Genomic DNA, 12,153 nt, shown 5'->3' with positions numbered 1-12,153 from the left:
AATTTATGTTGGCAAATTTGTTAGCAGCGATCTTGCCTGTGGGCTTGTTGTTTCTTGGAGTGGTTTGCGTACTTATTCCAATGCTGCTTTGGAGGCGTTCTGTATCGAGACACAAGCGTGAGTCACCTTTGACTCGCAACATGCTTCGCCCTCCCGGATATTCGCTGGGATTGAAAGTAGATGATCTCTCGGAAGAGATTTCGTTTTACCTTCTATCGATTATGGCTGCTCCTGTCTTGCTCTTCTCGCTTCACATAAGCCAGTCCTATTTTGGTGGAGAGCCGGAGTCCTATGTTCGTGCCACAGGAATGTGTCTGGTCGGATTAGTCATTATCTTGTTCATTGCTCGCCGTCTGAATCAACTCTTGAAAGAAAGACGGCAAAAGCGTCTTGGTTTCGAGGGTGAGATGTTTACAGGCGAAGAACTCAATCAACTGATGCTCAATGGCTGTAGGGTATTTCACGATATCGAGTTTCCCTATGGAAATATCGATCATGTGGTCGTCGGCAAGAGTGGTGTCTATTCAGTGAACACTAAGATGCGAGGAAAGCCAAAAGTTGGTGAGGGACGTGCCGAGGTGATCGTGGATCATGACAAGGAAGTCATTCGATTTCCAGATTGGGATTACAAAATTCCTGTTGCTCAACTTGAAACCGAAGCGAAATGGCTTTCTCAGTTTTTAACTTCTTCGACTGGTGAGTCGATTGCTGTGGAACCGATGCTCGCACTTCCCGGATGGTATATCAAAGATAGGATAGGGCGCGGGGCTGCATTCGTGTTCAACCCACAGAGCCCAAAACGGTTCTTTGTCCAGAACCGCCAAGTTCTGACGGAAACCCAAATCAAGAAGATTACTCATCAACTCGAACAACTTTGCCGGAATGTGAAACCATCGTTCCGAGAAGACAAATCTTGGAGTTCTAAGCAGATCGCAACGAGTAAATCGTAACCTGCAAAAATTGTCGTGAAGGATGATCGCTTGGGTGATAGAATTCGGGCATGAACAATTCCGATCCAGAGCATATCGATCCGAACAATATCCAGTCAGGTCCGATTCGTAATGATTCGCTGCCACCTGAATTGCTTGAACGAATTCGGGCCGTTTATGATGTCATTGGTAAATACATCAGCAACTCGCTGGAACAGTTTGAAATCGGCTTCATGCGAGATACGAGTCCCGAGGATGAAGTTATCATCTGGAGCAGCATTGCGGCAGCTTGGCTGGACTACCATGAGAAGTATCTTGGTGATGAGCTTCTCTCGGACGAAGAAGAAAAGAAGTTGATCGGGACATTAGTTGCGATCTCTACTGGCGTCGAAAATGTAACTGTTCTCCCTGTTCCTCCAGATGTCGGCAAAAAGCTGCTCGATTGTTACGACGGGCTTTCTATGGAGTGAGCGTCTTGTTCTTCTAGCTCGGCGTTCCTTCGATGTTGAGACAGCCGTTGTGGGATCACGCATGCCCTTCATGGTTGAACTCTTCAGCAGTGACAATGCTTCACACCACTTTTTCGCATTTGCGAATCTAATGAAAACCGCTGGGTGACTACAGAATTGACTCCTATACCACTTTTGCCCACTGCCGAAATGACTGGTCGAAAAAGTCGATAAATCGCTGTTCGACGTCATGCCGAATCGGAGACAATCCAAAGAATGAAGTTCCTCTCTGGCCGTGGCCAAAGTAGCGGGCTAAGCCTAAATCGTGCCCGTTGGTAGCAAATGCCTTGAATTGAAGGGTTCCACAATCCGCAACCAAGCCGACGAAAGTTCGCCCCAGCACTGTGCCTAGCGACGAGTCGTAGAACTTGCATTCAATTGCACCATATAACTTGCGAGTTGCTGCAAATGAACTTGGCGACTGTCTGATCACTTCTGCTGCTGCATGGTCGTATACCGACACATCCACTTCATGGATCGCTTCAGAGCTACCTACGTATTGTACGTCTGCATGAAGTTCAAATTGTTTTTCGCCCAGATGACAAACAACGTAGGCAAAATCCTGAGTATCTGAACCAAGTCTACCGTGCCCGCCACGAAAAACAGCGGGATCTGGATTCGGACCTGAAATTCGACCATGGATAATAGCTGTACCCCCAGCTTGTCGCACGGCTGTTGCAAGGCATGAAAGTACATACGCTTCAAATGCATGTTCTCGCGAGGGGCTATTTAGCTGAAGGATAGCGGGAACTGAAGGTAGATCCAAAAGAGTCGATATTGCATCCATCAGATCGTTGAGCGTAGCCATTATGCTATCTCCGGCATAGAGAGTTTGAGCGTCCCAGAAATCTCAACGACCTTCCGCAAGGCTGTTTGAAGCTTCTTGCGTTCTTCCTGTTCCATCGTCGGCACGTCGATTCTATCAACGCCAACTGTATTGTCTTCTGGCATCCACTTTACTTCACTAACGTCAAAGGTGTCTCGAATCGCCTGTACAACGAGGGGCGTTTCCAGAGAACAGACGAGGTGCTCAAGAGCCACGGCGAGACGCTCCTCCCCGGACATCTGGCGTAGAAATTTATCTGACGAACCTTCGCTTCCAGCAAGCACCACGCCGCGAGCAACGGCTATGCGAATATTGGTAGCTAACTCTTCTTCCCCCATTCGATTAAGCAATGAGAGCGTTTTATCGTACACGGATTCGTGGTCCAAATTGTCCGCTGACATTCAATAACTCCTCAGACTGGCGGTGTGTGTCTGTGATCTTAGATTTGCGATCTCCCCAAAGTCCACATGCACCACGCGAAAATGCATCTCGTCAGTTGTAGAAATGGTGAGGTAGTTCGCTACTTCTGTATTTGAGACGGATTTTCCACTGCATTCCTCCAAGGGTGTGTGATTCCCTCAAAATAACGGCATAGCATTGGTAAACGCTACCAAGGGGCACTATGATTGTCGACTAGACGTTAAGCTGGGATCTACAGGAAGAATCGGCAACTACGGCAGACATTAGAGAATCATCATGACACGTGAGTTGATGCCATCTATTTTGGATCGGGAGATTGATTCGCAGTCCAATGACGCGTTTGGGCACAGTCACTTTTCGCTGGCTCTTGAGAGCTTGATTGAGGCCAATGACAACCATCCACCGTTCAGTATTGGGCTTCTTGGAAAATGGGGCAGTGGCAAATCTTCGATAAAGTCGATCTATCTTGCCACGCTAAAAGATAGAGGTGGTAATGGACGAATTTTCCCTGTCACATTCAATGCGTGGCGATATGGAGGTGAGAATCTAAAACGTGCTCTTTTGCGCCACGTCTATTTAGAAGTGGGTGGTGATAGAGGTGCATTAAATGATGCTCTGTTTAATGCCTTGCAAGAAACGGTCAAAAAGCCACTCAACTGGGGAGAGGTTTGGGCCGAGTTCTATGAGCGAGTTGTGTGGCCCTGTATCCAGTTGGTGATCGTAGCTCTAGTAATTGCAGTCGCTGGAAGTTATATCGCCCAAGCCTTTTCCCTAGATAATCCATGGACTTCCGCTTCTGTGATGGGAGGAATCACGGTACTTGGTTGGAAACTTATCGAATTGCTTCCCAAGCTCAACAAGACTCTCCTTGCTCGTACAACGCCACTCGTGCGTATCGATGCTCCCCGCTCAAGTTCAGAACAATTTGAAGAGCTTTTGATTGGTCAGATTTCCAATTTCAAAGCAGGAGTAGTCCTGAAAGGTAAAGGCAAAAAGTGCGAACGATTGGTGGTTTTCGTTGATGACCTTGACCGACTCTCGGCAGAGGAAATGGTTGCCGGTCTGGATGCAATCCGAACTTTTATGGAAATCCCGATTGGAAACACGGGCATCGGAATCATATTCGTGATCTCTTGTGATGAAGATCGAATTGCTGAAGCACTGTACAGAAGTAAGTCCACAACAACGGATATGCCGGGGGCTGTGTTCAACCGAAGTGACGCCCGTAGATACCTTGATCGTATATTTCAGTTTCGTCTTGAGATCCCTGAGCTACCGAAGCGCGATATAAGAGCATTTGCGACGCACCGCCTCAAATCGGACGTACCGGAGATCATTTCCGATTTACAAAAACAAGGAGTTCCGCTCGAAAACGTAATTGATCGCATGATTCATGTTGGCGTCGAAAGTCCTCGGAATTGCCTTCAGATCCTGAACTCGTTCGTGCAATGCTGGTGGATTGCGAAGAAGCGAGAAAAGATTGGCCCCGGAAGTGAGCTGGCTGGAGGGCTTCAGCAGGGGGCCGTAACAAATCACCCTATGGCGTTGGCTGCTCTTTCAGCGTTACGCGTGGACTTTCCCGATTTCTTTCACCATCTCGTAAAGGAGCCTTATTTGGTGGAACGATTTACGGGAGTTTTTGTGCGAGGTGAACCTCTCAATGAACAACCGGAGTCTACCCGAAATATTCTATCCCACTACGCAATGTCCGACGGCGAATTGCTACCACAATTTCGTCAATTGAAGAGGTTTTTGAGCAGTTTGTCCGGGCTTCGCTGGCCGGATTCTTTGCTTCCGCTACTTCAGTTGTCCCAAGATCCAATTACTCGGAGTCACGGTGACAAGGCCGTACCTCTATACGAGGCTTTTGTCTCCGATGACAGCGATGAGGTGTTGAGAATTCTGGGGCGCGAGGCTGATAACAGACCATTGTCAGTAGCAGAAGTGCGGCTACTTAAGGACATGGTTGATGACCTTGAAAGGGAAACCCCTGTTCGTCGCGACAATGCCGCTGCTTGTATCGCTCAACTAGCTAATCGACTTCCAGAAGGAGAGGCTCACCACTTGCTTAGTCCGTTGGCGCGTAGAATATCGCACTCTCCTGCATTACGGAATCGATTGGGAATACCAAAAATACGGAACATTCTTCCACCTTTAAGTTCAGATGACCGAAGGGACGTTACCGACAAGATCGTTGCTGACTTGCTTTTAATTGAAGGCGATACTGAATTCCGGCTAGAAAGCGGTCAGGCACCTCAACTAGATGATGCCCTTCAAATGGTACGTGATGCGAGTGAACTTGCACTTTGGGTACGAAGCGTTGACGGTTTGACACCAGCAACCGATGAGCAACTCCTTCGCTGGTTAGAGATTCGCAGAGTCGGCGTTGATGGGCGTGAGGGGAGTTTGTCGTTCACTGACCTTGAGAAATGGGTCACTGAATACGACAGCACACTCCTAGTTTCTCTGAAGGATCGTTATACAAGCCTTGTGATAGAACAGTTGGAGGCCGAAGCTTTAGACGATCTTCCAGTCAAGGCAATGCTTGAAAAGAGTAAGCGAGTTTTTGACTCGCTATGGGAGGAAGGTCAAGATAGCCGATTTGTCTTGTGGCAGCAGCTAACGCAGTTGGCTTCCGTTAGAAACGAGAATGCCGTGCAACTTGCATGGAGCACGATGCTAGAGCACCCTGATGCACCCGACGATAATGACTTGTCGCGATTTGTAACCTCACTTGCATCGCGACTCCAAAAAGACGCAGAGGATGATGAGAATTGGCCGCTTGATTGGGAAACGGGAGGGGACGCTCTCATTTCTCTGGTTAAGAACCGGCAAGCAAGCTTGGATACCGAATCACAAAAAGAACTTGCTGGTTTAGTTGATGCATGGTCACGGCATGACATTTGCGCCCGACACGCTTGCGAAATGATTAACATTCTTCGAGAGATTGATTCTAGCGAGGCTGCGACAATCGTTGAAAATTGGATCCAACGACTTCTTACGGATTTACCCAATGATTGTGTTGACTGGATTGTCACACACTTCTCGTCGGACTGGACGGATCATCAACGTCAACAAACGGTGAAACGCCTCACAACTCTTGTCAACAACGAGAACATTTCCGAGGAGGAGGCTCAGCGATATGAGTTGATAATGGATTCCTTTACGGAAGACTCACTACAGTCTCCTCAACTAGTTTCGCACGTTACAAATCTTTGCGCGCAGCTTAGGGATCGTACAAGCAACCCCAATCAGTATGTGAACAAAATGTTCTCAGTGGCAGCGTCACATTTGCATCTTGCTGATTCCGCTGTAGCGGGCGATATGCTGCAACAACTGTTCACTTCGATTCGCGGGACTCGATCACTCTTTCGTTGGGCTCACGGAGAGATGATTGGTCATTGGATCCAACCCAGTGCTTCAACTGCGACCTATGCCCCAATTCAACTCTTCGATGAAGGATTAAAGGACGCGAACAATTCGCCAAGGTCAGAAGGTACAGGAAAACTGCTCAAGTCGCTTTATTCAATTAGCACACTCAATGTTGAGATTCCCGATGCATTGGCAAAATTGGCAGATGCGTCCTGCAAAGTATGGCCAAATGATTCCGATGTAGTAGTTGAGATTCTCGGGAAAATCCCCTTCGTGCCGACGGCAGAAAGTGTAGCATCTTTGATAGCAAGCGTTGAGGTTGAGTCAGAAGATGATTTGAAGAAGCTAGAAGACGTTTGGTCGCTATTGGCAGACAAATCAGATCTCAATGATTGCTTTAGGACAGCGAAAGCTATTCTTCAACGACAGCCGGATAACTCATCTGAATATTCCGATCTCGGGTTGAAGTTATGGCTCGATGCAAATGGCGATAAGCAAGCGGACGTTATCGCGCAAACGTTTAATGACGAACTGACGGACGAGCAAAGAAGGCGACTTTGGCTTCAAGTTGATGAACGCAGAAATTATTTGGGACATGAATTTGTCTTGTCTCTCATTCCCAAAGTGCTTGGCTTCGAAGACTCTCCTCAGACAGCAAACACCGTTGTCGATTCTCAATTGAGGCTGGCAGAGCTATTTTCCAGTAAGGCCGAAAAATACGACCTTGGAAAATCGCTTTTGAATTCCTATTTGTCTTCCGATTCGATAGAGATTAAGAGGCGATTATTAAAGTGGGTTAAGTCGCTGAAAGTTGATGAGGTTTTAAAGGACCTTCCGGATTTGGGGGGCGTAACGGAAGAGGCTCTTGATCTCCTGAAGGAAGAGTTTCCTCGCTCTCGGCATTTAAAACGCATGTAGCGAGAACGCGCGTTAAAAGTCTTCCCATGTTTCGCAATTCGAGTGATCAATAAGTTCATAAACTGTATTTGACAAAGGCGTGCTCATTGTGGAATCCCGAAAGAACGTTTGCGAACACGAGTTGAGAGGATATGTCGTTCAACTAAGAGACGCGATTGAACAAGCAAAACTGAATCATGTCGATCCCAAGCCATTGTTATTTATTCATCACTGGCCGAGCAACTGTTGTGACGCTCCATATCTGTTTCTGTGGCTTTACTCGCAAGGGTACCGTCAGATGCAGAGAAGGTGTGCCGACGTACGAGAATATGGCAAAGGATTCGATAGACATGTCTGGATGGTTTTAGACGGAATTAGTATTGATATTACTGCAGATCAGTTTCCCGGAATTTCAGAAAAGGTCATCGTAAGTCGTCAATCCGAGTGGCATGATTCTCTCCGTCTAATTAGCGAGGAACCATGGGCCTTGGGTGGAGAGGATTGGTTGTATCAAAAGCACTTGGAGATCGAAACTGGAGAGAGTTTTAGAAATTGTCTTCTAAGATACTTACTAAAACGTTGATGAAGTTGCTTTTCCACGCGGGTGTTGCGACCAATTCGTACCCGAGCGATTCTGAATGCCGGTCTCGCTGAAAATTGAGACTTCTTCTTCAGAACAATGCCTGTGCTACATCGGAACAATCAGGCACGACTCGACTTAGGTTGTGATCCCCTCTTCATGTTTCCACTCTCAATTCAGCGATCTCATTATTGCTAATCTCAATCCCGCTTCTCCTCGTCGCAAATCTCATGAAATCTATTCTCCACGCCTAGTTCGGTATCACTCGACACCCGCAACGTCACCGTCAACCAATCACCCATGGAGACGGCGATGTCCAAAAACAGCCAAATTCGCACCGAGATCACCAACCGCATCATCGAAGCACTTGAAAGTGGCAACCTTCCGCCTTGGAGAAAGCCGTGGGCGAATGATGCCAACGCAGGTTTTCCCCGAAACGTGTCGAGTCAGCGTAGCTATTCTGGCGTCAATCCGCTTCTTTTGACGCTGGCGTCCGAACGTCACAATCTCCAGTCTCGTTGGTGGGCAACCTTCAAAAAGTGGGACAATCTCGGTGGCAAGGTGATGCGTCGTCCCAAGGATGTTCCTTCGGGGCAGTGGGGGACGAAGATCGTCTTCTGTGCTCCGATCAGTAAAACCAAGATCGACGACAAAGGTGAAGAAGTCGAAGACAAGTTCTTCATGCTGAAAACGTACACAGTTTTCAACATCGATCAGATCGAAGGCGATCATCTGGACTACTTGCGAGTAGGAATCGGCGACGACACCCGTAGTGGTGATATCGAAACCTTCGAGCGTGCCGATGCCGCAATCGCCGCTACGGAAGCCGATATTCGGTTCGGTGGAAATAAAGCGTTCTACGATCCACTTTCTGACCACATTCAGGTGCCTCGCCGAGAACAGTTCAACGGTTCAGACTTCTACGAAACAATTCTGCACGAACTGGTCCACTGGACTGAGCATAAGGAACGTCTCAACTGGGATCGTACTACTAAGGGCGACCATGCGTATCCACTTGGCGAATTGATCGCTGAGATCGGAGCCTGTTACCTCTGCGGCGAACTCGGTGTGCCGATGGCTGATCGAATCGAAAATCACGCCTCCTACCTAAAGTCGTGGCTTTCAGCGATGAAGCAGGATGCCGGATTCATCTTCAGGGCAACGAGCCAAGCATCCAAAGCGACCGACTACATCCTGTCGTTTTCTCAAGAGCCAGCCGAAGCCGTCTCCGAAGAGGCGACGGTTTAACACCCGCAAGTCTTTCGTCCTGATCGGGACAGCCGAGCAGTGGCATAGGTAGGTGAACTAACGAGGGCCTCAGTTTCGACACCGAACAATCCAGTTGGACCGCTTTGCTGAACTGGCCAGCAGCCGAGCGACCACCCAACGGAAAATTGCGAAGTCTCGAAGCCCTCGTGGATCACCTGCTTTGCCTTGCTCGGTCTTTCTCAATCTAAAGGAGCGGATGTATGGCAGATGATCGATACCTTCCCGGATTGCCAAAGCGACGACTCGTCAAAGACGTTCGCTCGCACCTGTGGCGATGCGGGATTCGTCCGAGAGGGGAAGCATGGCTGGCAGCTTGGCTATGGGCCGATGCAATTGCACGCAGCTACTACCACAATCATTGGCCCATGGCGTCGGAGATCGCCACGCAGTACGTCCTTCTTCTGCTCGCCCAGATGAGTGAAAGCTGTTCGCTACGGCTACCATATCGTGCAGGTGACGTGATGCCAGACAAGGTAGCAGAATTGCTCGCCGAATCGCCCCTAGAGCAGCTAAGAATCGAAAACAGAAAGCGGCGAAAACGATAGGACAATAATTTAGCCAACACCCGCAATCGTCCCGTCAACAGAACGCAACCTGATGGAGACAAACATGGGCAATCGATTTGGTGAACATGACCTTGAGGATGCGGCAAAACAAGCCGCTGGCAACTGGAAGCGATTCGAGTGCTTCGGTTGGTATCGGGAGAGTGAAATCGATGATCCAGAAAACTGGGCGACTATTTACACACACTACCGAGACAGCGGTTTGCTCGATCAAAGCAATGCATCCATCATCTCCAAGGCTCTCGCACCGTACACGGATGACGACATTCCAACAGTTGTGATGGAGAGCCACAACCACTGGGTGGTGGGTTACATCGATGGCTTTTCGATCCGAGTTTACGACACCCGTAACCAGATCACCGAAGCCTTTCGTGCCTACCACCGTCTGGCTGAGCGGATGGCGACCTATCCGATCCTCGACGAGGAAGATTACTCGGAGCGAGAACTCGATGCCGTCATCGAAAACATCACCAATGCCGCATGGCGGCTGAAGGATGATTACGAACTGCCCGAGGGTTGGGAGTGGGGGGCGTACCACTGGTTGTCGGAAAACGAATCAGGAGAGATCGAAAATCGAGACGACCAAGGCGGCTATCCGAGCGAGGAAGCTCTGCGAAGAGCTTTCGATGCACTGGATTACGTCTGCACGGAACCAGCCACATGACACCCGCAAATGGGAAGCAACGAACGAACCAACAAGGAGCCAATTATGGATTTCCAAGATTCCAACTTTCCAGTTTCTCAAACCATGACTGCCTTGGAACAACGTCAGCAACTTCTGTCGCATCACGTCCGGCTGTTGGCTCGTAAAATGAGCCATGCTTTGTTCGTATTTGGAGCAACTGGCGGTTTGGGGAAATCCAAGATCATCCTCGAAACGCTTGGTGAAGTTGGGATTGAACCGGTCTTAATTAACAGCCATATCACGCCGCTCGCTCTGTACAGCACGCTTTTCACCCACCGAGATGACGAAGTGATCTTTTTCGATGACGTGGACAGCATGTTCTCCAACATGGCTCACCTCGGCTTGCTTCGTTCTGCATTGTGGGGGAATCCGAGGGTTGTCACCTACGGTTCAAGTCAGATGCCTGACAACTTGCCGCAGAGCTTTGAGTTCACATCTCGTTGTATTTTTGCCGCCAATGTACTGCCGATGAAAAACGACGCTTTCAAGGCGGTTCTGTCTCGTTGCGATCAATTCGAATTGTCGGCCACGAATCTCGAAGTGATCGAGATGATGCGGACGATTGCCGCCAACGGCTTTCAGGGGGTGACACTCGATGAAGCGGAGTCGGTGATCGACTTCATCGAGCAGCACGCCGAAGATCGGCAGTTATCACTTCGTTTACTGGGACCAAGTTTAAGAAAGCTGAAGTATGCCCGAGACGAGAATATCGACTGGCGACCAATGATTAAGAGCCAATTGCAGTCCCTTGGTCGGAAGCAAGTCGCCACCAAGAGACTCGACAACAAAAGTGTGGACGCCAAGGTGTTGAGGGACGCAGTTCGCAAGCATCCAGACTCGGTTGGCGATCAGCAGGAATATTGGTGTGGCAAAACAGGGAAATCCCGAGCGAGCTTCTATCGAGTTTTGTCCCGGCATCGATCTGAGGCAGAAGCGGGATAACACCCGCATCTCTGACAGAACGAACCAACTCAATCTATTAGGGATATTTCAAATGCCCCAGATCACTGCTACCGCCACGTTCAATGGATTGCTTCTGAAGAATCTTCCGGTCGTCAATCCGGGCGACTGGTTTGGAAAGACGTGGATCGTCGAGATCGGCGGCTCCTACTTTCCATTGTATTTGATTGTGGAAGCCGACAGCGTTTGCGGCGTGATAGACGAACTGGCTGAGAGTGAAGAACATGGCCACCACATTGTTGTCCTGCCTGAAGACCTCGGGGACTACGACCTCGAATCCTGCCACTATGGCCCATCTGGTCAGGTTCTCGACCTCGATCACCTGATGATCTACGGGACCGAAGGAAGCAACCAGCCATTCAAATGTCGCTACCACGGCGATCATCTACCAAGCGAAGGAGTCGAGCCAACCGAGATGAATGATTGGCTCGAAGTCTAACACCCGCCAGTCAGTCATCTATCCAACAAGTATTCATCTGGAGTTCGGTCATGATCGATTCAGTTCGACCTCGATTTCGCATAGGCACAGTTGTGGCAACGCCGGGTGCATTGGAAGCAATGGAGAGAACGGGAACTGCGCCTCACGAACTAATTGGTCGCCACGGCAAAGGCGACTGGGGAGATGTTTGTGAGGAAGATTCTGAAGCCAATGAGATTGCTCTTAAAGATGGAGCGAGAGTTCTCTCCGCCTACCACTTGAAAGATGGCACGAAGCTCTATGTCATCACCGAGGCAGATCGCTCGTCCACTTGCATACTGTTGCCAGAGGAATATTGAACAACACCCGCCATCCGTTTGTTCAATTCACACCCTTACTTTGGAGACAGCAAATGGACGACTTTCTCGATCAATTCATGGAAGATCACATTAACGGCGGTTATGGCGACATCCTCGACGAACTCAATTCCGAGGAATACGACGACTTTCCCGAAGACGTTCATGAGTACGACTTTGAAGAGCCTTGGGACGACATCCTCGCCCAACAGGAGCTAGAGGACTTCGAGCAAGCCGACGAGTATTTCGGCTACTTCGGCGACGATGGGTTCATCATCTAGTTCTTCTCATTCGATCTCAGCACCCGCTAAGCCGATGCGGGAAGTCACGGTGACTTCTCGCATCGGTTTCTTCATTTCTTGGAGAGAT

12 protein-coding genes are annotated in these 12,153 nt (G+C 49.1%); 10 read left to right on the top strand and 2 right to left on the bottom strand.

Annotation, left to right across the window (positions count from 1 at the left end):
* Positions 1-5: 5 nt before the first annotated feature.
* The gene (locus C5Y96_RS18980) at positions 6-950 is read left to right on the top strand and encodes a nuclease-related domain-containing protein (protein WP_158261319.1); all 945 of its coding nucleotides are present in this window, start codon (positions 6-8) and stop codon (positions 948-950) included.
* Between the two features lie 50 nt (positions 951-1,000).
* A complete protein-coding gene (locus C5Y96_RS18975) occupies positions 1,001-1,399 on the top strand; it encodes a hypothetical protein (protein WP_105356552.1) in 399 nt (132 codons plus the stop codon).
* 163 nt (positions 1,400-1,562) lie between these two features.
* Here C5Y96_RS18975 and C5Y96_RS27120 read toward each other — a convergent pair whose 3' ends face one another.
* Positions 1,563-2,246 (bottom strand): hypothetical protein, encoded by a 684-nt coding sequence (locus tag C5Y96_RS27120; RefSeq protein WP_146115721.1) that lies wholly within the window; start codon positions 2,244-2,246, stop codon positions 1,563-1,565.
* Positions 2,246-2,665 (bottom strand): hypothetical protein, encoded by a 420-nt coding sequence (locus tag C5Y96_RS18960; RefSeq protein WP_105356544.1) that lies wholly within the window; start codon positions 2,663-2,665, stop codon positions 2,246-2,248. Before C5Y96_RS18960 ends, C5Y96_RS27120 begins: the two co-directional genes overlap by 1 nt.
* A gap of 295 nt (positions 2,666-2,960) precedes the next feature.
* On the opposite strand from C5Y96_RS18960, the gene C5Y96_RS18955 reads away from it, so the two are divergent.
* The 8 genes from C5Y96_RS18955 (at position 2,961) to C5Y96_RS18920 (ending at position 12,065) form a co-directional block, all read left to right on the top strand.
* Positions 2,961-6,974 carry a P-loop NTPase fold protein gene (locus tag C5Y96_RS18955; protein WP_105356541.1) on the top strand — a complete coding sequence of 1,338 codons (4,014 nt, stop codon included), beginning with the start codon at positions 2,961-2,963 and terminating at the stop codon, positions 6,972-6,974.
* 871 nt (positions 6,975-7,845) lie between these two features.
* Positions 7,846-8,781, top strand: a complete 936-nt coding sequence (locus C5Y96_RS18950) for an ArdC family protein (protein WP_158261318.1) — start codon at positions 7,846-7,848, stop codon at positions 8,779-8,781.
* A 221-nt stretch (positions 8,782-9,002) separates the two neighbouring features.
* The gene (locus C5Y96_RS18945; RefSeq protein ID WP_105356537.1) at positions 9,003-9,347 is read left to right on the top strand and encodes a hypothetical protein; all 345 of its coding nucleotides are present in this window, start codon (positions 9,003-9,005) and stop codon (positions 9,345-9,347) included.
* Between the two features lie 64 nt (positions 9,348-9,411).
* Positions 9,412-10,029, top strand: a complete 618-nt coding sequence (locus C5Y96_RS18940; protein ID WP_105356535.1) for a hypothetical protein — start codon at positions 9,412-9,414, stop codon at positions 10,027-10,029.
* 45 nt (positions 10,030-10,074) lie between these two features.
* Positions 10,075-10,992: a hypothetical protein gene (locus C5Y96_RS18935; protein WP_146115720.1), complete on the top strand. Its 918-nt coding sequence runs from the start codon at positions 10,075-10,077 to the stop codon at positions 10,990-10,992.
* Between the two features lie 52 nt (positions 10,993-11,044).
* Positions 11,045-11,449 (top strand): hypothetical protein, encoded by a 405-nt coding sequence (locus tag C5Y96_RS18930; protein ID WP_105356531.1) that lies wholly within the window; start codon positions 11,045-11,047, stop codon positions 11,447-11,449.
* 50 nt (positions 11,450-11,499) lie between these two features.
* Positions 11,500-11,787, top strand: coding sequence for a hypothetical protein (locus C5Y96_RS18925; RefSeq protein ID WP_105356529.1), 288 nt, complete (start codon positions 11,500-11,502; stop codon positions 11,785-11,787).
* 53 nt (positions 11,788-11,840) lie between these two features.
* Complete coding sequence (locus tag C5Y96_RS18920) at positions 11,841-12,065, top strand: hypothetical protein (protein ID WP_105356527.1); 225 nt, start codon at positions 11,841-11,843, stop codon at positions 12,063-12,065.
* The last annotated feature ends 88 nt before the right edge of the window (positions 12,066-12,153 follow it).

The sequence above is a fragment of the Blastopirellula marina genome, from assembly GCF_002967715.1.
Taxonomy (GTDB): domain Bacteria; phylum Planctomycetota; class Planctomycetia; order Pirellulales; family Pirellulaceae; genus Bremerella; species Bremerella marina_B.
The sequence above is the reverse complement of the archived record's forward strand: the minus strand, read 5'-3'. Positions and strand labels throughout refer to the sequence as shown.

Excerpts from the sequence above, each read along its gene's own strand:
- C5Y96_RS18920 (WP_105356527.1), top strand. The coding sequence starts at position 11,841 with ATGGACGACTTTCTCGATCAATTCATGGAAGATCACATTAACGGCGGT.
- C5Y96_RS18925 (WP_105356529.1), top strand. The coding sequence starts at position 11,500 with ATGATCGATTCAGTTCGACCTCGATTTCGCATAGGCACAGTTGTGGCA.
- C5Y96_RS18945 (WP_105356537.1), top strand. The coding sequence starts at position 9,003 with ATGGCAGATGATCGATACCTTCCCGGATTGCCAAAGCGACGACTCGTC.
- C5Y96_RS18955 (WP_105356541.1), top strand. The coding sequence starts at position 2,961 with ATGACACGTGAGTTGATGCCATCTATTTTGGATCGGGAGATTGATTCG.
- C5Y96_RS18940 (WP_105356535.1), top strand. The coding sequence starts at position 9,412 with ATGGGCAATCGATTTGGTGAACATGACCTTGAGGATGCGGCAAAACAA.
- C5Y96_RS18950 (WP_158261318.1), top strand. The coding sequence starts at position 7,846 with ATGTCCAAAAACAGCCAAATTCGCACCGAGATCACCAACCGCATCATC.
- C5Y96_RS18960 (WP_105356544.1), bottom strand. The coding sequence starts at position 2,665 with ATGTCAGCGGACAATTTGGACCACGAATCCGTGTACGATAAAACGCTC.
- C5Y96_RS18935 (WP_146115720.1), top strand. The coding sequence starts at position 10,075 with ATGGATTTCCAAGATTCCAACTTTCCAGTTTCTCAAACCATGACTGCC.
- C5Y96_RS18980 (WP_158261319.1), top strand. The coding sequence starts at position 6 with ATGTTGGCAAATTTGTTAGCAGCGATCTTGCCTGTGGGCTTGTTGTTT.
- C5Y96_RS27120 (WP_146115721.1), bottom strand. The coding sequence starts at position 2,246 with ATGGCTACGCTCAACGATCTGATGGATGCAATATCGACTCTTTTGGAT.
- C5Y96_RS18975 (WP_105356552.1), top strand. The coding sequence starts at position 1,001 with ATGAACAATTCCGATCCAGAGCATATCGATCCGAACAATATCCAGTCA.
- C5Y96_RS18930 (WP_105356531.1), top strand. The coding sequence starts at position 11,045 with ATGCCCCAGATCACTGCTACCGCCACGTTCAATGGATTGCTTCTGAAG.